Origin of the sequence: Achromobacter sp. MFA1 R4, from assembly GCF_900156745.1 — a bacterium.
Classification (GTDB): Bacteria; Pseudomonadota; Gammaproteobacteria; order Burkholderiales; family Burkholderiaceae_B; genus Achromobacter.
Genome location: NZ_LT707065.1, coordinates 701182 through 722292, shown reverse-complemented (window position 1 = coordinate 722292; position 21111 = coordinate 701182). Strand labels below are relative to the sequence as shown.

The following is a 21111-nucleotide window of genomic DNA, read 5'->3' as shown; positions in this document are numbered from 1 at the left end:
AGCTCCACTCTTCATATTCTTGGCTGCCGGCGGATGCAGCCCCGATACCGGAAACGGCGCGATGGACATCAGTAAACTCGATTGGAAGTCCTTGGAATTCTCGTGCGCGACGGAGCAGAATCCCGCCGTCGACCCAGAGGCGGACGGTTGGTTCAATCAGGCGAGAGCGCTGCAAAAAGGCGGCGGGCAAGAGTCTGAAAAAGAGGTCGTTCGCCTATACACGCAAGCAGCCGAAAAGGGCCATTACAAGGCCTATCTGAACCTGTCGATTTTGTACATTGAAGGGGATGGCGTGCCCAGCGACACCAGCAAGGCGGTGGACTTGGTGGAAAAGGCGCTAAAGCTCAATGCCCCGCATGCGTATTACCAGATGGGAGTGATGCTGCAACAGGGGATAGGAGTAAGGGAAGATCGCGGGGCCTCACTGGTGTATTTCAGAAAAGCCGCGGACCTGGGCAACAAGTATGGTCAATGGGCTATTGGCGACGACCTCCTGACCGCATTTGCGCAGCAAGCTGAGCCAGGCAGAAGTCGAGGCCGGGCAATCGGCTTGCAGATGCTGGAGTGCGCGCTTGGACAGGGCTTTGCAGAAGCCGGTCATAGGTTGGGTATGGATTACTTGCTCACGCAAGAAGATGTCTACGGCGCTTTGCCCTATTTCGAAAAGGCCGGGGCTTTAGGGCATGTGCAAAGTTTGTATAGGTTGTATTCGATGTTCAAGAATGGCGAGAATGGCCTTAAAAAGGATCCTCAGCGCGCCGCTTGCTACGATGCCTTGTGGAGGGCGAGGGAGGATGATCCGACCATTCGCTTTCCCGACCTCGCCACCCGCTGCCCCCTGCCGTCCGCGCCCGCAAAGAATAGCGAAAGCGGCGAGCCCGCACCCCGTGCCGGACTCTGGCGCGCGGTGGACGATCCCAACCTGATGTTTCGCGCCTCGCTGGGCGAGTCCTTGCCCAGTGTGGGCGGTGCCGCGCTGCGTTGGGAGTGGACGCCGCCGTTGGCAGGCAAGCAGGTACGGTCGGGTCAGCCTTGTCCCTGGCCGGGTTTATGGGCTTGCGAGGACTTTCCAACCGGCGAAAGGCAGTTCGCGCATGGCCAGTCCATGCCGGAGGTTGAAGGGCGTGCCGTGACGTGGAGGCTGAGCAGGGCCGGTTAGCGGTGCGGGCAGGTTCCTCGGTGTCCTGCAGCGAAATGCCTGAAGCCGGGCCGCAGCGTTGCACGAGGTTATCGACGCGCTACCCAACAGATCCTACGGGCAACGGCGTCAACATTCCCAACGGCTCAGGACCGAAATGCCGCAAATTCGGGAACACCGTCCGCAGGTCGTCCCGGCTGGCGCCGAACCACGCGCCCAGTTCGGCGCCCAACTGATCGACCGCCGTGGTGGGCAGCAGGCGGCCATTGTCGACGAAGCCTGGCCCATTCAAAGCGATCTCCGGATGGGCGCCGTAGCAGCGGCCGCCGTTGACCGCGCCGCCCAGCACGAAATGGTGCGAGCCCCAGCCGTGATCCGAGCCGTTGCCGTTGGAGCCCAGCGTGCGGCCGAACTCGGAGGCCGTGAAGGTGGTGACCTGGTCCGCCACGCCCATTGCCGACAGCGCCTGCTGGAATGCCGCCAGCGCCTGACCCAGCTCCTTCAGCAAGGCGGGGTGGGCGTCGTTCAGGCCGGTGTGGTTGTCATAGCCGTTCTGCGACACGAAAAACACCTGGCGGCGCGCGCCCAGGGCCTCGCGGGCGCCGATGATGCGCGCGACGATCCGCAACTGCTGCGCGAGCGGCGAGGAAAAGTCGCCGGGGACCGCCACGTCGGCCAGGGCCGCGCGCAGGCGCTTGTCGGCGGAGATGGACTGGGCGGCGATGCGCGACATTTCGCGCTCCATCAGGTGCTCGCGCGGCTCGGTGATCAGCGCGCGCAGCAGGGCGGTGCAGGCGCTGGAGCCGTACATGTCGCGCTGCAGCAGGTCGATCTGCGTGGACCCGTTGATGCCGACCCGGTAGCCCGCCACCTTGCGGCCCGCCAGCAGCACGGTGCTGCCGCCGGCCGTGATGCCGGTGAAGGTGCGCTGCGCATTCGCGTCCGCGAACAGGTCCGTCAGCCGGCCGGCCCAGCCCGACGAGGCGCCCTCGGGGGCCAGCGCCTGCCAGACGGATTGCTGGTCGTTGTGCGAGAACAGCTTGGGCGGCAGGGGCACGCGCGCGCCGATGTATTCGGCCTTGGTGGTGGGCACGATCAGCGGGCCCACGTTCAGCAGCGCGGCCATCTCGCCGCGCTCGTACAGCGGGGCCAGCGGGCGAGCGCCGGCGCCAGGGCGAACTGCATGCCGCCCTGCGTATCCGCCTTGCCGCGCAGCGCCGTGGCGCGCAGCGCGTCGCGGGGCAGGGCGATGTCGCCGCGCGCCGCGGCATAGGCGCGGTAGGACGACGGATCGTAGGGAACCAGCGTGTTGTAGGGATCGTTGCCGCCGTACAGGAAGACGCACACGAGCGCCTTGTACGACGGCGGGGCGGATTGCGCCGCCGCCGCGCCGATGGCGGCAAGATTGAGCGCCAGCGGGGCGGCGGCCCCGGTCGCGCCCAGCGCGCAGGCGCGCAGCAGGAAGTCGCGGCGGTCGATACCGCGGCGGTCGATACCGCGGCGGTCGACACCGGGGCGGCCCACACCGGGGCGGTCCCTGCCGCGGCCATCGGAATCGGGGCGGTCTGTCATTTCTGCACCAGATATTCAGGGGTGGCGGCCACCAGCATGATGGCGGCGCGGACCCGGTCGCGCGGGCGGTCCGGCGGCAGCGTGGCGACCGCCTGGGCGATGGCGGCTGCCGTGCGCGGGCTGAAGGCGTCCCCTGCCAGCAGCAGCACCACGCGCGCCACCAGCGCCTCCGGGTTCCCGGCCAGCGCGATCTCCGGCGCGTAGTCGGCCTGCAGGTCTTCCCAGCCGCGGTCCGCGTAGATCGCCAGGAAGTTCAGGTAGCCGGCGATGCTGGTCTCGTCCGTGATCTGCAGTTCCGGCGCGACCAGGTGGCGCCGGGCCAGTTCGGTCACCGGCGGCACGTAGCGCGGCCGGAAGAAGTTGAACACCGTCGCCGACCGCATCGGGCTCTGTGCCAGCCGGATGGTGTTGTCGGTGGTGTCCGGCATGGCCCATTCGCCATTGGTGGATGTCGCCCCGAAGGCGCGCGCCCAGCCCGAAAAGCGCAGGATGGGCTCGCGCACCTTGCCCCAGTAGGGCGAGCCCAGGTCCGGCTGGCGCGCCTCGGGATCCAGCAGGATGGCGCGCACCACCGCCTTCAGGTTGCCGCGCCGGCCCCGGCCGTCGTCGTTGAACACGGCCGACACGCGGCCGACGTAGGCGGGACTGGGATTGCTGGTCACCATGCGCTGGATGAGCTGCATGCCGATGAATGGCCCCACGTTCGGGTGGGCGCTGATGACTTCCATGGCGCGCTTGAGCGACAGGTGGCCGTCGGTGCCGGGCGGGATGACGGCGCCCAGGAAGCGCTTTTCCGACAGGGAGTGCAGGGCGTTGTTCAGCGCCATGGGACGGCGGTGGAACTCCACGTCCGTTTCCGGGCCGTTGATGTCCCAGCCGGTGAAGACCTTGGCCAGGCCTTGCACGTCGGCGTTGGTGTAGGTTTCCACGGGCGCGCCGTTGACCCGTTTCACCGTGCCGTCCTGTTCCAGTTCCAGCAGGCCGATGCTGAAAAGCTGCATGACCTCGCGCGCGTAGTTCTCGTCGGGATGGCGGCCGGTCTTGGGGTCTTCCTTGCGGTTGCCGCGATACGTCAGCATGCAGCCCATCGAGAGATTGCGCGTCACGGCGGTCAGCAGGTCCTGGTAGTTGCCCAGCGCGTGCTCGGCCAGCAGGTCCATGAAGCCCGCCGCGCCGAAAAGCGGCCACGATGCGGTGATGGATGACACGCCGACGACGAAGATCTCCGACAGCGAAAACGCGACCCGCGTGCGCACCTGGTCGGGCGCGCTGATGAATTTGCGCCACAACGTGGATTCCAGCGGCGCGTTGATGCCGTTGCCCTTGAAAGCCTCGGTGTTCTTCTGCTGCAACAGCAGCCAGTCGAAATGCGTCTGCGACGGCGGCATCGCCAGCTGCGCGTCCAGCCAGGCGGCGTACCCGTCACGCACGACGGCCTGGATATCGGCCGGCGTGGGGCCGAACGTGGCCTGCGCCAGAAAGCGCGAGGCCTGGCCCGGGGTGGGGGATGCGGATTGCGGCGCAGCCGCTGACGGCAGAGCGGACATGCGCCAGGCACCTCGTCGAATGCGAACACCTACGGTACTAAAGGCCGGGGGCGGGCTTCAATACCGTCATTCGGACGAGGGACTACGCCAAATGCATGATCCTCATGGTGCTGGCGCTGGCGCTGGCGCCGTCGCGCCGCGGCGTCCTACACGGATCGCGTGATGCCGCCGTCGATGCGGATGTTCTGCCCGGTGATGTAGGTAGACGCGTCCGACGCGAGGAAGGCGATCAGGTCCGCGACCTCCTGCGCCGTGCCGTAGCGGCCCATCGGAATGCGCACGCGGCGGTCGTCCTTTTCCGGCAGGCTGTCGATAAAGCCCGGCAGCACGTTGTTCATGCGCACGTTGTGCTGCGCATATTCGTCGGAAAACACCTTGGTGAAGGCGGCCAGCCCGGCGCGGAACACGCCGGACGTCGGAAACAGGGCTTCCGGCTCGAAGGTGGCGTAGGTGGAGATGTTGACGATGGCGCCGGACTGCTGCTGCTTCATCACCGGCGCGACCAGGCGCGTGATGCGCACCACGTTCAACAGGTAGAACTCCATGCCCAGGTGCCAGTCGTCGTCGCTGATCTCCAGCAGCGGGCCCTTGGGACCGTGGCCCGCGCTGTTGACCACCGCATCCACGCGGCCCCACTTCTGCAGCGCGGCGTCCACCAGGCGGGACAGGTCCTCGGGCGAGCGGTTCGAACCCGTGACGCCCAGACCGCCCAGTTCCTGCGCCAGGGCTGCGCCCTTGCCTGACGACGACAGAATCGCAATGCGGTAACCGTCGGCCGCCAGCTTGCGGGCCGCCGCCGCGCCCATGCCGCTGCCGGCCGCCGTGAGAATCGCCACTTTTTCCGTGCTCATGCTCGCTCCAGTCTGGAATTCGGGAGCGGCCATTGTAGGGGCGGCGCCTAGGGCGCGGGCGCTACCCGCCAGACCACGTTGCCCACGTCGTCCGCCACCAGCAGGCCGCCCCGTTTGTCGATGGCCACGCCGACCGGCCGGCCTTGCGCCTGCCCCGCGTCGTCCAGGAATCCGGTCAGCACGTCGCGCGCGGGTCCGCTGGGCCGGTTCTGGTCGAAGGGCACGAAGATCACCTTGTAGCCGCTGCGCGGATCGCGGTTCCAGGAACCGTGCTGGCCCACGAACATGCCGTGGACAAAGGGTTCCGGCAGCGCGGCGCCGCCCGACCAGGCCAGCCCCAGCGACGCGGTGTGCGGACCCAGCGCATAGTCGGGCACGATGGCCCGCGCCACCAGATCCGGCCGCGGGGGCTGCACCCGGGTGTCGACGTGCTGGCCGAAATAGCTGTACGGCCAGCCATAGAAGCCCCCGTCGCGCACCGAGGTCATGTAGTCGGGCACGAGGTCGCTGCCGAGTTCGTCGCGCTCGTTGACGGCGGTCCAAAGCGTCTTGCCGTCCGGCGCCCAGGCCATGCCCACCGGATTGCGCAAGCCCGTGGCGTAGAGGCGCTTTTGCCCGCTGGCGACGTCCAGTTCCCAGATCGCGGCGCGGCCCTCCTCGATGTCCAGGCCGTTTTCGCCCACGTTGCTGTTGGAGCCGACGGACACATACAGCCGGGCGCCGTCCGGACTGGCGATCAGGTTCTTGGTCCAGTGGTGGTTCAGGCCCGCGGGCAGGTCGGTGACCCGCACGCCCGGCGCCGTGATCCGGGTCTGGCCCGGCTCGAAGGGATAGCGCACGACCGCATCGGCATTGGCCACGTAGAGATGGCCGTCGACGAACGCCATCCCAAACGGCGAGTTCAGCCCTTCCAGCAGCGCCGTGCGGGTCTCGGCCACCCCATCGTGGTCGGCATCGCGCAGCAGGGTGATGCGGTTGGCGCTGACGGTCTTTGCGCCGGCGCGCTTCATCACCAGGCCGGCGGCCCATTGCTTGATGCCGCCGGGCGCGTCCTCGGGCTTGGGCGGCGCGTTGGTCTCGGCCACCAGGACGTCGCCGTTGGGCAGCACGTACAGCCAGCGCGGGTGGTCCAGTCCGCTGGCAAAGGCCGTCACGGCCAGGCCCTGGGCGGGTATCGGCTGCGCGCCCGGCGCCCAGCCCACGGCCTTGGCCGTGTTCACCGTGGGAATGAGGGTGGGGTTGGGGGCAGGCAGTTGGGGGTTCGGTCCCATGCCGGCTTCGACGGGCAGTTTGGCGACCTCGCCGCAGCCGCCGAGCATCGACAGCGCCAGGCCGGCCGCCAGCACGAGTCGCAGGGGGTGCATGGGTTTTGGCCTACTTCACCAGCGTGACCGGCACCTGCGCCAGCTGCACCACCTGGTTGGCGACCGAGCCGATCAGGATGTTGAGCAACTTGCCGTTGCCGCGCGTGCCCATGACGATGCGCGCGCAGCCATGGTCCTGCGCATAGCCCGCGATTTCGGTGGGCGCGTGCCCGAAGACGACGTGGCTCACGTAGTCCACGCCCGCCGCATTGAGCAGCTTGCGCGCCGATTCGGTGGCCTCCTGGCCCTCGCGGGCGTAGAAGTCGTTGATCATCTCTTGCGTGATCAGCCGCGACACGCCGGCCCGCCCGCGCGGCGGCGTCTGGATGTTCAGGAGGTGGATGCGCGCGGACTGGGCGCCTTGGGCAAGGCGGCGGGCGTACACGACGGCGCGGTCGGCGTTCTCGGAGCCGTCGACGGGAACCAGGATGTTCAGCATGGGTGCTCCTTTGCCTTACTTGACCAGCGTGATGGGCAGGTCGGTCAGGGACAGGACGCCCGTGGCGACCGAGCCCATGAAAAGCGCCGACACCGAGCCCAGGCCGCGCGTGCCCATGAAGATTTCGTTGGCGCCGGTTTCATCCGCCACGCGGGCGATGGTCTCGGCGGGAGAGCCGGCCAGGATGTGGGTCTCGAACGGCACCCCCGACTGCGTCAGCAGGTCGCGGGCGGCCTGCAGCGCGGCCTCGCCTTCTTCCTGGTGGTAGGCGTCGATCTCTTCCTGCGACAGTCCGCTGCCGAAGGCCCCGGCCTGCAGGGGAAGCTGCACGGCCAGCAGGTCGACCCGTTCGACCGGATCGTAGCGGCGGGCGTCGAGCAGCGCCTTGACCGCATTCAGCGCGGGTTCCGAGCCGTCGACGGGGATCAGGATGCGTTTCATGGGCATTTCCTTGTGCGGGCCGTGGGGCGGTCTTGCCAATGTATCTCACATTCGCCCCGCCGGCGCCGCCCGGAAGATGCGCCAGATCAAGCTGCGGGCGTTCCCCGCCAGCGCTCGGGCACGGCCTGCGCGACCAGGTCTTGGCCCAGCAGCCCGCTTGCCAGCCGGGACAGCGCGGCAGCCTCCCCCGTGGTCTGCAGCGCCAGGGTGCCGGGGCCTTGCCCGCGCAACAGGCCGCGTTCCTGCAACTGGTGGCGCAGCCAGCGCGCCACCGGGGCGCCCGTCTCGAGCAGCGGGACGCCCGGCCCGGCCGCCTCCTGGATCAGATCGCGCAGGAAAGGAAAGTGCGTGCAGCCCAGCACCAGCACGTCCGCGCCGGCCTCGCGCAGTTCGGCCACCGGGGCGTGCACCGCGGCCTGGGCCTCGGGTCCGGATAGGACCCCCCGTTCCACCAGCCGCACCCATTGCGGGCAGGGCCGCAGCAGGATGCGCACTTCGGGCGCCTCGCGTTGCGCCAGCGCGGCAAACTTGGGGCTGGCGAGCGTGCCGGTCGTGGCGAAGACGCCCACTACGCCCGTGTGCGTCAGGTGCGCCGCGGGCTTGATGGCCGGTTCGACGCCGATGATGAGCAGCCCGGGATGGCGCTGGCGCAGCAGCGAGATCGCGGCGGCCGTGGCCGTGTTGCAGGCCACCACCATCGCGCGCGCCTGGCGGGACACAAAGTAGTCGGCAATCGCGCAGGCGCGGCGCTCGACGAATTCCTGGGATTTTTCCCCGTACGGCACGTGGGCGGCGTCGGCCACGTACAGCAGCGGCTCATGGGGCAGCGCGTCGCGGATCGCGCGCAGCACGCTCAGGCCGCCGGCGCCGGAGTCGTACACGCCGATGGGGGATTCGGAAAGCATGGATAAGGCGGGTGCTAAATGCGGTGGCGGCAAGTGTAGCGCCGGGGCAGGGCGGGCCGGCGCCGGGCCTCGTTCCAGGTGCCGTGCCGCCCCGGCGCCGGCAGCGCGCCTCAGAGGCCTTCGCCCGCCTGCGGCTCGTCACGTTGCCGCCGCGCCTGGTCGATCAGCTTGCGGGCGGCGCCGGACAGGGGTTCGTCCCGCCAGATCAGGTTCAGCGGCGCGCGCAGCGCGGCGGGATGCGTGACGCTGACGTACACCACGCCCTCGATGTTCACGCGGCGCAGCGACGCCGGCACCAGCGACACGCCCAGCCCCGCGGCCACCAGGCTCAGCGTCGACAGCATGCGGGGCGCCTCCTGCGTCACGCGTGGGCTGAAGCCTTCGGCGCTGCATGCGGTAATGATCGCGTCGTACAGGCCCGGGCCGCTGTGGCGGCGATACAGGATGAGCGACTCGTCCGCCAGCTCCGACAGGGCGATGTGCGTGCGCGTACGCCCCTTCACCGCGGGATGGTCCGCCGGAAAGGCCGCCAGCATGGCCTCTTCAAGCACGGTTTCCATCTGCACGCCGCGGTCCGCGCCGTGCGCGCCCCGGATGAACGCCACATCGATGCGCCCCTCGGCCACGGCCTCGCGCAGTTCGCCCGTGCTGCTTTCTTCGAGCACCAGGCGCACTTGCGGCGCGCTCTCCCGGAAACGCCGGATCACCGCGGGCACGAACGGGTGGAACGCGGCCGATCCCGTGAATCCCACCGTCAGCCGCCCGGCCTCGCCCTGCGACACGCGGCGCACGCCGTCCACGGCCTGGTCCACCATCGCGATGATGTTGCGCGCATCGTCCAGCAGCGCGCGCCCGCTTTCGGTCAGTTCCATGCCGCGCGGCAGCCGATGGAACAGCGTGACGCCCAGCTCCGCTTCCAGCACGCGGATCTGTTGGCTGAGGGGCGGCTGGCGGATGCCCAGCCGGGCCGCGGCCTTGGTCAGGTGGGCTTCTTCGGCGACGGCCAGGAAATAGCGCAAAAGCCGCAGGTCTACGGATGCCATATTTTGTCGATATGAATATTGAGTCGTCCATATATTAGACATTATCTTGAACGAAGCGTAGGCTGCGATCCTGATATCCACCCCTGGCGCGCCGCCGCGCCCGCCCCGATTGCCGGCTCCGCACCGGCCAGACTTCACATGAATGCAGCACCCACCCCCCCCGCCGGCCGGGTTACCGCCGCCTCCCACTTGCGGCCAGTTGTTCCAAGGATTCCTGATGCTCGGCCTGACCGCCTTCGGCGGCGCCTTGCCCCTGGCGCGCCGCATGGTGGTCGAAAAACACCGCTGGCTGAGCGGCGCCGAATTCACCGAGCTGCTGGGCCTGTGCCAGTTCCTGCCGGGCGGCAACATCATCAATCTGTCCGTGGCCCTGGGCATGAAATTCCGCGGCCCGCGCGGCGCCTTCGCCGCCCTGATGGGGCTGATCCTGGCGCCATCGCTCATCGTCGTCATGCTCGGCATGGTGTACGACCGCTTCCAGGACGACCCCCACATCCAGCATCTTTTTGCCGGCCTGGCCGCCGCGGCCGCGGGGCTGCTGATCTCGATGGCGGTCAAGATCGGCATGCCCGTCGTCAAGCGCCGCGACTGGCTCGCGGGCGTCGTCGCCACGGCCTGTTTCATCGCCATCGCCGTGCTGCGCGTGCCGCTGCTGCCGACCATGGCGGTGCTGACGCCGCTCAGCATCCTGATGGTCTGGAGGCAACGCCGATGATCCACACCCTGATCGCCCTCGTCCTGATTTTCTCGGAGCTGTCCGTGCTGGCCTTCGGCGGCGGCAACACCATCCTGCCCGAGATGCAGCGCCAGGTTGTCGACGTGCACGGCTGGATGACGGCGGCGGACTTCTCGGCGCTTTTCGCGCTGGGCCAGGCCGCGCCGGGTCCCAACCTGATGGTCGTCACCCTGGTCGGCTGGCACGTCGCCGGCTGGGCCGGCATGCTGGCCACCACCATCGCCAAGTTCGGCCCGTCGTCCCTCATCACCATCTTCGCGCTGGGGCTGTGGGAACGCTTCAAGGACCGGCCGTGGCGCGGCGTCATCCAGGCGGGCATCTTCCCCATGACCGTGGGCCTGGTCGCGGCCAGCGCGGCGCTCATCACCGAGGCCTCGGTGCATTCCTGGCTGCTCGGCGCCATCGCCGCCACGGTGGCGCTGCTGGGCAGCGTCACGCGCATCCATCCCCTGTGGCTGCTGTTCGGGGGCGCGCTGGCCGGTTTGCTCGGTATCGGTTAGCGTAAGGGCCTGCGCGGCGCGCCGGGCGCGAAACCAGCCCGGGGCCGCGCCGCGGACAGGAGCCCGCCATGCAGCCGCCCAAGGATGACAGGGTCCGGGATCACGAAGCCCGGAACCACACGGCCCGGCATCACAACGCCCGGCAAGCCAGGACCCCCGACGCCGACACCCGCGACGCGTCGCTCCCCGACCGCCTGCCGTTCCTGCACGCGCACCGCAGGCTGATGCTGTGCGCCGGCCTGCTGCTGGCGGTGACGGCCGTGCTGGACGCCGCCGGCCTGCCGCCCAGCCTGTCCATCCTGCTCGGCTTTGACGCGGGGGCGCTGGTCTTCCTGGTGCTCACCGCGCGCGTCTTCGCCCGCACCAGTCCGGCGCAGATGCGACTGCATGCGCGCCAGCACGATGTGGGGCGCTCGGGCGTGCTCTGGAGCAGCGTGGCCCTGTCCTGCATGGTCCTGGTCGCCCTGTGGGTCGAACTGCGCGCGCAGGGCAGCGGCGGCGCCGTCGTGGACATGCTGGCCGCCGCGGTCACCATCGTGCTGTCGTGGCTCTACATGAACATGATCTATGCCTTGCACTATGCGCACGGCTACTACGGGCACGACAGCGCCATGCACAAGGGCCTGGATTTTCCGGGCACGCAGGACCCGGACTACTGGGACTTCGCCTATTTCTCGGTGGTGCTGGGCATGACCTTCCAGGTCTCCGACGTGCAGATCGTCAACCGGCGCGTGCGGCGGCTGGCCATGACGCATGGCGTCATCGCGTTCTTCTTCAATGTGTTCATCATTGCGATCAGCGTGAACGTGGCGGCGGGCAGGGCATAGCGGCGCGCCCCGGCGCGATCGCCAGACCGCGAAGCTGTCATTCCGTTGAACGCGGATGCGACGAATACGCTTTGTCGCTGACGCTGGAAACGTTGTGCTCTAACATGCGTCATCCCGACGGCGGCGCAAGGCACGGGCGCCGCGTCGACCCCGATCGATCCCCACGGTTGCACGGCTGCCTTGCTATTTCGCTTACCCGCTACGCGTCCCCTCGACTGGCTGAACTTCTTCGCGGCCGATGTGCGGGATGGACTTGGGCCGTATCTGGCCATCTACCTGCTTGCCGTCCACCATTGGCGGCCCGACAGCATCGGGCTGGTCATGACGATCTCCGGGCTGGCGGCGCTGGCGGCGCAGACGCCGGCGGGCGCGCTGGTGGACCGCGCGTCCAACAAGCGCGCGCTGCTCATCGCCGCGGCGGTGCTGGTGACGCTGGCCTGCATGGCCGTGCTGGCCAGCCCGGACCTGGCCTGGGTCACGATGACGCAGGCCGTGGCGGGGGCGGCGTCGTCCGTGTTCGCGCCGGCCATCGCAGGCATCACCCTGGGGCTGACCGCCGCGCATGCCTTCACGAAGCGCATCGCGCGCAATGAATCGTTCAACCACGCCGGCAACGGCGTTGCGGCCTTGCTGGCCGGCGGCCTGGCCTATGTGTGGGGGCCGGTGGCCGTGTTCTACCTGATGGCCGCCATGGCATTGGCCAGCGTGGCCGCCGCGCTGCGCATTCCCGCGCATATCGATCCGGCCCAGGCCCGCGGCCTGGGCCACGGCGGCGCGGCGCAGGCGCACCCCGTGCCGCTGCGTCAGTTGCTGTCCAACCGGCCGCTGTTGCTGCTGGCCCTGAGCTGCGCGCTGTTCCATCTGGCCAATGCGGCCATGCTGCCCCTCGTGGGGCAAAAGCTCGCCCTGGCCAATCCGGCGCTGGCCACCCCGCTCACCGCCGCCTGCATCGTGGCGGCCCAGTTCGTCATGATTCCGGCCGCGATGGCCGTGGGACGCCACGCGGACCGGCTGGGACGCAAGCCGCTGCTGCTGTTCGGCTTTCTCATCCTGCCCTTGCGCGGCGTGCTCTACACGTTCTCGGACGACACCGCATGGCTGGTGGGCGTGCAGTTGCTGGATGGCGTCGGCGCCGGCATCTTCGGCGCCGTGCTGCCCCTGATGGTGCTGGACCTGACGCAAGGCACCGGCCGCTTCAACGCCAGCCTGGGCGCCGTCACCACGGTGTTCGGCATCGGCGCGGCGCTGAGCAACGGGTTGGCCGGCCTGATCGTGCAGCATGCGGGTTACAGTGCAGCGTTTCTTGCGCTGGCCGGCATTGCGGCGCTGGCCTGCCTGGCCTTGCTGTGGTTGCCCGAGACGCGCGCGCCCGGCGCGGCGCCCGCCGCGTCGGCCTCTTCTTCCCTACCTTGATTCCCTGTTGAAAGCATGTCGTTATCCCATGCCGTGATCTGGCTGATTGCCGCGGCGACCACCATGGCCATCCTGTTTCGCCCCTGGCGGCTGCCCGAATACGTGTGGGCCTGCGTGGGCGCCATCGCCTTGGTGACACTGGGCCTGGTGCCCGCCGGTCAGGCCGGCGCCGCCATCCTCGAGGGCACCGATGTCTATCTGTTCCTGATCGGCATGATGCTGGTGGCGGAGGTTGCCCGCCAGGAAGGCCTGTTCGACTGGCTGGCGGTCGCGGCCGCCAACCATGCCGCCGGGTCGGCGCGGCGGCTTTTCGATCTGGTGTTCCTGGTGGGCACCGTGGTCACCGTGCTGCTGTCCAACGACGCCACCGCCGTGGTGCTGACGCCCGCCGTCTATGCGGTGACGCGCGTGGTCGGCGCGCCGCCCTTGCCCTACCTGTACGTCTGCGCCTTCATCGCCAACGCGGCCAGCTTCGTGCTGCCGATTTCAAACCCGGCCAACCTGGTCGTGTTCGGCGACCGCATGCCCGCGCTGGCGCCGTGGCTGGCGCACTTCGCCCTGCCGTCCGCGCTGGCCATCGGTTCCACCTACGTCACGTTGCGCCTGGTGTTCCGCCATGACCTGCGGCAGCCCTTGAAGCCGTCGCCGGCCTTGCCGCCCATGACATTGCCGCTGCGAATGGCCGCGCTGGGCGTGGCCGTCACTGCGGGCACGCTGCTCGTCACGTCGGCCCTGGGGCACCGGCTGGGCTTGCCCACGCTGGTGGCCGGCTGCGTGTCGGCGGCGCTGGTGCTGGCGGTCACGCGATCCAGCCCGCTGCGCCTAGTGAAGGGCGTCGCGTGGGGCGTCTTGCCGCTGGTGGCCGGATTGTTCGTGCTGGTCCAGGGCATGGCCGCCAGCGGCGTGCTGCAGGACCTGGCGGACGCGATGCGCGGCCTGTCGGCGGACGCGGCGCTGTGGGCAGGCGGCGTGGGCGCCGCGCTCGCGGGCAACGTCATCAACAATCTGCCGGCCGGCCTGATGGCGGGCTCGTTGGCGCGCATGGCGGACCTGTCCGGCTCCGCCACCGCCGCGCTGCTGATCGGGATCGACCTGGGTCCCAACCTGTCCGTGAGCGGCTCGCTCGCCACCTTGCTGTGGCTGCTGGCGGTGCGCCGGGAAGGCATGCACATCAGCGCGCTCAGCTTTCTTCGGCTGGGTCTGGTGGTCATGCCGCCCGCGCTGGTGCTGGCGCTGGGGGCGCTCCACGTCTTCAGTTGAGGGCGCGACGGGGGGCGTCGCGCTGCGCACTCAAGCCGCGCCCAATCTCCACAGCGACGTGACTTCCTTGGAGCGCGCCGCGAACAAGGGATCGTCCGCATCCCTTGCCTTGCCGTGCATCGGCCGCGTGTCCAGCTTTTCGATCACGCGCAGGCCCGCCGCTTCGATCATCTCCAGCACCTGCGCCCGCGTGCGCAGGCCCAGGTGCTCGGCCAGGTCCGACAGGATCAGCCAGCCCTCGCCATTGGGTGTCAGATGGTCCTTCAATCCGTTCAGGCACCCGCGCAGCATGCGGCTGTCCGGGTCGTACACCGCGTGTTCCAGCGGCGAGCTGGGCCGCGCGGGCAGCCAGGGCGGGTTGCAGACGATCAGCGACACCCGGCCTTCGGGGAACAGGTCGGTCTGTTCGACGTCGACCTGTCCGGCCAGGCCCAGCCGTTCCAGGTTTTCGCGCGCGCAGGCGATGGCGCGCGGATCCATGTCGGTGGCGATGACGCGCTTGCCGCCGCGCCGGGCGATCACCGCGGCGAGCACGCCGGTGCCGGTGCCGATGTCAAAGGCGACGCTGCCGCGTGGCATCGGCGTGTTGGCGACCAGTTCCACGTATTCGCCGCGCACCGGCGAAAACACGCCGTAGTGCGGGTGGATGCGGTTGTTCAGGGCGGGAATTTCGACGCCTTTTCTGCGCCATTCGTAGGCGCCGATCTGGCCGAGCAGTTCGCGCAGCGAGGCGACGTAGGGCTCGGCGGCCGGGCCGTGCGCGGCTTCGCAGGCCAGGTGGGCGTCGGGGGCGCGGCGCAGCGGGATGACGTGGCCGGCCTCGAAGGGGATGAGCAGCATGCCCAGGATGCGGGCGCGTTGCGACTGCGTCTGCCGATGCTGGTTGAAGGCGTCCAGCATGGTGTCGACCGGCTTGCGCGGGCGCTTGTCGACGCGCCGGGTCATGGCCTGCAGGAGCTGGCGCGCGTTCTGGAAGTCGCCGCGCCACAGCAGGCCGACTCCTTCGCACGCCTGGCGGTAGGCCACGTCCGCGGTGATCGTGTCGTCGGCGACGACGACGCGCTTGGGCGGCGTGGCGCCGGTTTCCGAGCGCCAGCGGGCGGAGCGGGCAACGCCGTTTTCTTCCCAGTGCAGTTCGGGGGCGGTCAAGTTTTCGCTCCGGCGGGGAAAAGGGGGGAGGGCAGGATCATGGGGAAAGGCACATAAAAGAAAAGGGCGCGGGCTGCCAATGTAGCAGCTTCGCGCCCCAGGGGCGGCGTCGCGCGCGGGTCAGTGGAACAGGACGACGGCCTTTTGCAGGGTGATCCAGATGCCCCAGGCCAGCGGGATGCCGACGCAGGCCCACGCAAAGGCGATCAGCGCGGGCGGCGTGCGGAAACTGGACTTGCCCACGCCATGGGTTTCGGCCGCGACCGCGCGTTCGTGCGCCAGGGCCTTTTCGCGGGCCAGTTCCTCGTCGGTCATGAAGTACTTGGCGTTGACCGGCCGGATCGCCAGATTGCACAGGAAGCCGACGACCAGCATGCCCGCCAGGATGTACATGGTGATGTCGTACACCTGGGCGCGCGGCACGCCGATGGAAAGCTGGTATTCCCGGATGTAGTTGACGAGGACCGGGCCGAAGATGCCCGCCGCGGACCAGGCGGTCAGCAGCCGGCCGTGGATGGCCCCGACCATCTGGGTGCCAAAGAGGTCGGCCAGGTACGCAGGCACGGTGGCGAAGCCGCCGCCATACATCGACAGGATGACGCAGAAGGCGGCGACGAACAGAGCGAGGGCGCCCATGTGCGCGGTCCAGGGGATGGCGGCGTACAGGACGAAGCCCAGCACGAAGAACACGAAGTACGTCATCTTGCGCCCCAGCTTGTCAGACAGGCTGGCCCAGAAGAAGCGGCCGCCGATGTTGAACAGGCTGAGCAGGCCGGTAAAGCCGGCCGCGATGGCGGCGATGGCCGCAAGCTGGTCTTTGTCGAGCTGCGCGAAGCCCAGCTCCGGCTTGTCGATCAGGCCGCCGCCGAACACTTCCTGCAGCAGCGGCGAGGCCATGCCCAGGATGCCGATGCCGGCCGTGACGTTCAGGCACAGCGCCCACCAGACCAGCCAGAACTGCGGCACGCCCCACACGCGCTTCACGTGCACGTGGCGCTGCGTGATCATGACGTTGTTGACCTGCTTGGCGGGCGGCGTCCAGCCCGCGGGCTTCCAGCCGGTGGGCGGCACGCGGTAGCCCAGCGCGCCGGACATCATGAAGATGAAGTACACCAGCGCCATGGTCAGGAAGGTCTGCCACACGCCCGGCGAGGTCGGCGTCGCGAAGTGGCGCATCAGCAGGTCGGCCAGCGGCGCGCCGATCATGGCGCCGCCGCCAAAACCCATGATGGCCATGCCGGTCGCCATGCCGCGGCGGTCCGGAAACCACTTGATCAGCGTGCTGACCGGCGAGATGTAGCCCAGCCCCAATCCGATGCCGCCGATGACGCCGGACCCCAGCCACAGCATCCACATCTGGTGCAGGTAGATGCCGATGGCCGAAATGACCAGGCCGCCGCACCAGCACAGCGCCGACACGACGCCCGCCTTGCGCGGACCGGCGCGTTCCAGCCAGCCGCCCCACAGCGCGGCCGAGCAGCCCAGCAGCACGAAAAAGAGGGTGTACATCCACCCCATGGTGGAAATCTTCCAGTCGCAGCTCGTGGTGAAGAGCTCGGCCACGAGACTCATGTCGGGCGGGCACGCCAGCGGCTTGTACCCGCCCACCACCTTGGACAACGGCAGCCAGAACACCGAAAAGCCGTAGGCCATGCCGATGCACAGGTGGATGGCCAGTGCGGCCGGCGGTACCAGCCAGCGCGAGAAGCCCGGCCCGGCGATGGTGCGTTCTTTGTCGAAAAAGCCCGGCCGTGAGCCGGGCAGGTCCAGGGTGGCACTACTTTCCATGATGTCTCCTCAAGGGTGCGGCTTTATAGCGTGCGTAGGCCGGAAAACCCGGTCCCGCCGCCTCTTTTATGGATCTGTTGCTGTCCTGCGACTTCGGAGCGGCCGTCATGTCACGGCCCGGACGCGCTAGGTGACGCGCGCCTGCGGCGTGAGGCGCGTTCGATGCTGCGTGACCGCCTGCAGCACCAGCGGATGCAACCGCTCTTCGCCGGCATCGCCATCGGGGCTGCGCGCCAGGAAGTCCAGCAGTTCGGTGCGCATGCGCGGCTCCCAGAACTTCTGGATGTGATTGGCGACGCCTTCCAGCGCCTCGGCCCGGTCCGGCATGGCGTCGAAGAATTGGCCGATGCGGTTGGCCATGCGGATCAGATTGAGGATTTCCATTGCTGTCGTGCGTCCGGTTCAGGTAAGGATGCGTTCGGGGTGGGCGTAGATGGCGGCGTCGTCGTCGCGCAGAAAGCCCAGCAGCGTCACGTTGGCGTCGGTGGCCAGGCGGATGGCGAGCGCGGTCGGGGCCGACACGGACGCCAGCACGGCGACGCCGGCGGCGGCCGTCTTCTGCACCATCTCGAAACTGGCGCGGCTGGACACCACGACGATGCCGTCGGCGGCGTTCACGGCCTGGCGGGCCAGCGCGCCGACCAGCTTGTCCAGCGCGTTGTGGCGGCCCACGTCCTCGCGGACCAGGGCCACGGCGCCATCGCCGCCGGCCCATCCGGCGGCGTGCGTGGCGCCGGTGATGTCGTGCAGCGTCTGGCGCGCGCGCATGTCGCGCATGGCGGCCAGCACGGCCCCGATGCGGACCGGCGCGCCGTTGGTGACCGGCGCCACCGGGCGCAGCACTTCCGGCAGCGTCTCCACGCCGCACAGGCCGCAGCCGGTGCGGCCCGCCATCGCGCGGCGCCGCGTCTTCAGGCGCATTTCGCAGGCCGAGGAAATCTCCAGCTGCACGACGATGCCGCCGCATTGCGGCAGCACGTCGATGCCGCGCACGTCGCTTACGCTGTCGATGATGCCCTCCGACAGCGAGAACCCCACGGCAAAGTCCTCCAGGTCCGCCGGCGTGGCCAGCATGGTCGCGTGGCTGATGCCGTTGAACTCCAGCGCCACCGGGGTTTCCTCGGCGACGTGATCGGTTTCGGCGTCGGGGGCGATGACGCCCGCGCGCACGCGGACGACCTGGGTCGGCGTGCAGTCGGGGCGGGCGTGGGTTGGCGTAGGCATGGGATCCCTGGCGTGCTGGCGGTCGGTTACTTCCCGGTCAGCGCCGCCTCGGTCTCGCGCGAGCGTTCGCGCAGCAGCTTTTGCTGGATATCCGCAAATCGCGACCACTGGCGCTGCCATTCCGAGGGCTGGGACACGCGCGTGACCTGCACGGCCGTGACCTTGTACTCGGGGCAGTTGGTCGCCCAGTCGGAACTGTCGGTGGTGACGACGTTGGCGCCGGACTCGGGAAAGTGGAACGTGGTGTATACCACGCCCGGCTGCACCCGGTCGGTCAGCGTGGCGCGCAGCACGGTCTCGCCGCTGCGGCTCTGGATGCCTACCCAATCGCCCTCGGCCACGCCGCGGTCCTCGGCGTCCTGCGGGTGGATTTCCAGCACGTCCTCGCTATGCCACATGACGTTGGGCGTGCGACGCGTCTGCGCGCCCACGTTGTATTGCGACAGGATGCGACCCGTGGTCAGCAGCAGCGGGAAGCGGCGCGTGCTGCGTTCGTCGGTGGGCACGTACTTGGTGATCATGAACCTGCCCTTGCCGCGCACGAACTGGTCGATGTGCATGATGGGCGTGCCGTCCGGCGCATCGTCGTTGCAGGGCCACTGCAGGCTGCCCAGCTTGTCCAGCTTGTCGTACGTGACTCCGGCGAACGTGGGCGTGAGCCGCGCGATCTCTTCCATGATCTCGCGCGGGTGCCTGTAGGTCATGGGGTAGCCCAGCGCGTTGGACAGCGCCACGGTGACTTCCCAATCGGACTTGCCGTTCTTGGGCTCCATGACCTTGCGCACGCGCGAGATGCGGCGCTCGGCGTTGGTGAACGTGCCGTCCTTTTCCAGGAACGACGAGCCCGGCAGGAACACGTGGGCGTACTTGGCGGTCTCGTTCAGGAACAGGTCCTGCACCACGATGCATTCCATCGCGGCCAGGGACGCGGCCACGTGCTGCGTGTTGGGATCGGACTGCACGATGTCCTCGCCCTGGCAGTACAGGCCCTTGAAGGTCCCGCCCAGCGCGGCCTCGAACATGTTGGGGATGCGCAGGCCGGGCTCGGGTTGCAGCGTGACGCCCCAGTCCTTTTCGAACTGCGCGCGCACGGTGTTGTCCGAGATGTGGCGATAGCCGGGCAGCTCGTGCGGAAACGAGCCCATGTCGCATGAACCCTGCACGTTGTTCTGGCCGCGCAGCGGGTTCACGCCCACGCCTTCACGGCCGATGTTGCCGGTGGCCATGGCCAGGTTGGCGATCGCCATGACGGTGGTCGAGCCCTGGCTGTGCTCGGTGACGCCCAGGCCGTAATAGATGGAGCCGTTGCCGCCCGTGGCAAAGAGCCGCGCCGCGCCGCGCACCGCCTGCGCCGGCACGCCGGTGATTTCTTCCATGGCCTCCGGCGAGTTCTCGGGCAGCGAGACGAAGTCGCGCCATTCCCTGAATGCCTTATCCTCGCAGCGTTCGGCCACGAAGTCTTCGGCGATCAGGCCCTCGGTGGCGATGACGTGGGCCAGCGAGGACAGCAGCGCGGTATTGGTGCCGGGCCGCACCTGCAGGTGATAGTCGGCCTTGATGTGCGGCGAGCTGACCAGTTCGATGCGGCGCGGGTCGATGACGATCAGCCGCGCGCCTTCGCGCAGGCGGCGTTTCAGGCGCGAGGCGAACACCGGGTGGCCGCTGCTGGGATTGGCGCCCATCACGATGACCACGTCCGTGTGCATCACGGAGTCGAAGGTCTGCGTGCCGGCCGATTCGCCCAGCGTCTGCTTCAGGCCATAGCCGGTGGGCGAATGGCACACGCGCGCGCAGGTGTCGACGTTGTTGGTGCCAAAGGCCGCGCGCACCAGCTTCTGCACCAGCCAGGTCTCTTCGTTGGTGCAGCGCGAGGACGTGATGCCGCCCACCGCGTCGCGCCCGTACTGGTTCTGGATGCGGCGGAATTCGGACGCGGCGTAGTCGATCGCCTGTTCCCAGGACACTTCCTTCCAGGAATCGGTGATGTGCTTGCGGATCATGGGCTTGAGCACGCGCTCCTTGTGCGTGGCGTAGCCCCAGGCGAAGCGCCCCTTCACGCAGGAATGGCCGCGGTTGGCCTGGCCGTCCTTCCAGGGCACCATGCGCACCACTTCCTGGCCCTTCATTTCGGCCTTGAAGCCGCAGCCCACGCCGCAGTAGGCGCAGGTGGTCACGACCGAGTGTTCGGCCTGGCCCATCATGATGACGGTCTTTTCCTGCAGCGTGGCGGTGGGACAGGCCTGCACGCAGGCGCCGCAGGACACGCATTCGCTGTCCAGGAACGGCTGGTCCTGTCCCGGCGACACGCGGGACGCGAAGCCCTTGCCGGAGATCGTCAGCGCGAAGGTGCCCTGGGTTTCCTCGCAGGCGCGCACGCAGCGGTTGCAGACGATGCACTTGGAGGCGTCGTAGGTGAAGTAGGGGTTGGACTCGTCCTTCTCCGCCTTGAGATGGTTGGCGCCGTCGTAGCCGTAGCGCACGTTGCGCAGGCCCACCACGCCGGCCATGTCCTGCAGCTCGCAGTCGCCGTTGGCGGGGCAGGTCAGGCAGTCCAGCGGGTGGTCCGAGATGTACAGCTCCATGACGCCGCGGCGCAGGTCATGCAGCTTGGGCGTTTCGGTGTAGACCACCATGCCGTTTTCGGCGGGCGTGGTACAGGACGCGGGATAGCCGCGGCGGCCTTCGATCTGCACCAGGCACAGCCGGCACGAGCCGAACGGCTCCAGGCTGTCGGTGGCGCAGAGCTTCGGGATATTGATGCCCGCGTCCGCGGCGGCGCGCATCAGCGACGTGCCTTCGGGCACAGTGACTTCCTGGCCGTCGATGGTCAGGGTGACGGTGTTGTCGGACACGCGCGCCGGCGTGCCCATGTCGCGATCGCGCTTGATGACGGTTTCTAGCATGGCGGTCTCGG

18 protein-coding genes and 1 pseudogene are annotated in these 21111 nt (G+C 68.7%); 6 read left to right on the top strand and 13 right to left on the bottom strand.

The genetic code is table 11. The features are described 5' to 3' along the window. Window positions 1–61 precede the first annotated feature (61 nt). Window positions 62–1159: a tetratricopeptide repeat protein gene (locus BXA00_RS03315; RefSeq protein ID WP_076516195.1), complete on the top strand. Its 1098-nt coding sequence runs from the start codon at window positions 62–64 to the stop codon at window positions 1157–1159. 79 nt (window positions 1160–1238) lie between these two features. Here the strand turns inward: BXA00_RS03315 and BXA00_RS03310 are convergent. From BXA00_RS03310 to BXA00_RS03275, 8 genes and pseudogenes are all read right to left on the bottom strand, one after another. After that, window positions 1239–2710, bottom strand: a pseudogene (locus BXA00_RS03310) (DUF1501 domain-containing protein). After that, window positions 2707–4257: a DUF1800 family protein gene (locus BXA00_RS03305; protein WP_076516193.1), complete on the bottom strand. Its 1551-nt coding sequence runs from the start codon at window positions 4255–4257 to the stop codon at window positions 2707–2709. Before BXA00_RS03305 ends, BXA00_RS03310 begins: the two are co-directional and overlap by 4 nt. Window positions 4258–4403: 146 nt before the next feature. After that, window positions 4404–5108, bottom strand: coding sequence for an SDR family oxidoreductase (locus tag BXA00_RS03300; protein WP_076516191.1), 705 nt, complete (start codon window positions 5106–5108; stop codon window positions 4404–4406). Window positions 5109–5155: 47 nt separating this feature from the next. Then, window positions 5156–6472 (bottom strand): sorbosone dehydrogenase family protein, encoded by a 1317-nt coding sequence (locus BXA00_RS03295; protein ID WP_076516189.1) that lies wholly within the window; start codon window positions 6470–6472, stop codon window positions 5156–5158. A 10-nt stretch (window positions 6473–6482) separates the two neighbouring features. Continuing rightward, the gene (locus tag BXA00_RS03290) at window positions 6483–6911 is read right to left on the bottom strand and encodes a universal stress protein (RefSeq protein WP_076516187.1); all 429 of its coding nucleotides are present in this window, start codon (window positions 6909–6911) and stop codon (window positions 6483–6485) included. Between the two features lie 15 nt (window positions 6912–6926). Continuing rightward, a complete protein-coding gene (locus BXA00_RS03285) occupies window positions 6927–7352 on the bottom strand; it encodes a universal stress protein (protein WP_076516185.1) in 426 nt (141 codons plus the stop codon). An 86-nt stretch (window positions 7353–7438) separates the two neighbouring features. Next, window positions 7439–8257: a glutamate racemase gene (gene murI, locus BXA00_RS03280; protein ID WP_076516183.1), complete on the bottom strand. Its 819-nt coding sequence runs from the start codon at window positions 8255–8257 to the stop codon at window positions 7439–7441. A gap of 110 nt (window positions 8258–8367) precedes the next feature. Continuing rightward, the gene (locus tag BXA00_RS03275; protein WP_076516181.1) at window positions 8368–9300 is read right to left on the bottom strand and encodes a LysR family transcriptional regulator; all 933 of its coding nucleotides are present in this window, start codon (window positions 9298–9300) and stop codon (window positions 8368–8370) included. Window positions 9301–9442: 142 nt separating this feature from the next. On the opposite strand from BXA00_RS03275, the gene BXA00_RS03270 reads away from it, so the two are divergent. The 5 genes from BXA00_RS03270 to BXA00_RS03250 all read left to right on the top strand — a co-directional run bounded on the left by BXA00_RS03270 (window position 9443) and on the right by BXA00_RS03250 (window position 14036). After that, window positions 9443–10015 (top strand): chromate transporter, encoded by a 573-nt coding sequence (locus BXA00_RS03270; protein ID WP_076516179.1) that lies wholly within the window; start codon window positions 9443–9445, stop codon window positions 10013–10015. Next, window positions 10012–10536 carry a chromate transporter gene (locus BXA00_RS03265; protein WP_076516177.1) on the top strand — a complete coding sequence of 175 codons (525 nt, stop codon included), beginning with the start codon at window positions 10012–10014 and terminating at the stop codon, window positions 10534–10536. Before BXA00_RS03270 ends, BXA00_RS03265 begins: the two co-directional genes overlap by 4 nt. Window positions 10537–10604: 68 nt before the next feature. Continuing rightward, on the top strand, window positions 10605–11363 hold the full coding sequence (locus BXA00_RS03260) for a DUF1345 domain-containing protein (RefSeq protein ID WP_083714153.1): 759 nt from the start codon (window positions 10605–10607) through the stop codon (window positions 11361–11363). A gap of 180 nt (window positions 11364–11543) precedes the next feature. Next, on the top strand, window positions 11544–12776 hold the full coding sequence (locus tag BXA00_RS03255) for an MFS transporter (protein WP_076516164.1): 1233 nt from the start codon (window positions 11544–11546) through the stop codon (window positions 12774–12776). 15 nt (window positions 12777–12791) lie between these two features. Further along, on the top strand, window positions 12792–14036 hold the full coding sequence (locus BXA00_RS03250) for an arsenic transporter (protein ID WP_076516162.1): 1245 nt from the start codon (window positions 12792–12794) through the stop codon (window positions 14034–14036). A 30-nt stretch (window positions 14037–14066) separates the two neighbouring features. Here the strand turns inward: BXA00_RS03250 and BXA00_RS03245 are convergent, their stop codons facing one another. From BXA00_RS03245 to fdhF, 5 genes are all read right to left on the bottom strand, one after another. Next, window positions 14067–15185, bottom strand: a complete 1119-nt coding sequence (locus BXA00_RS03245; protein WP_076516160.1) for a class I SAM-dependent methyltransferase — start codon at window positions 15183–15185, stop codon at window positions 14067–14069. A 120-nt stretch (window positions 15186–15305) separates the two neighbouring features. Continuing rightward, complete coding sequence (locus BXA00_RS03240; protein WP_076516158.1) at window positions 15306–16973, bottom strand: OFA family MFS transporter; 1668 nt, start codon at window positions 16971–16973, stop codon at window positions 15306–15308. A gap of 126 nt (window positions 16974–17099) precedes the next feature. Then, window positions 17100–17357 carry a formate dehydrogenase subunit delta gene (locus BXA00_RS03235; RefSeq protein ID WP_076516156.1) on the bottom strand — a complete coding sequence of 86 codons (258 nt, stop codon included), beginning with the start codon at window positions 17355–17357 and terminating at the stop codon, window positions 17100–17102. Between the two features lie 18 nt (window positions 17358–17375). Further along, window positions 17376–18197, bottom strand: a complete 822-nt coding sequence (gene fdhD / locus BXA00_RS03230; RefSeq protein WP_076516154.1) for a formate dehydrogenase accessory sulfurtransferase FdhD — start codon at window positions 18195–18197, stop codon at window positions 17376–17378. Between the two features lie 26 nt (window positions 18198–18223). Next, window positions 18224–21100 carry a formate dehydrogenase subunit alpha gene (fdhF, locus tag BXA00_RS03225; protein WP_076516152.1) on the bottom strand — a complete coding sequence of 959 codons (2877 nt, stop codon included), beginning with the start codon at window positions 21098–21100 and terminating at the stop codon, window positions 18224–18226. Window positions 21101–21111: the final 11 nt, after the last annotated feature.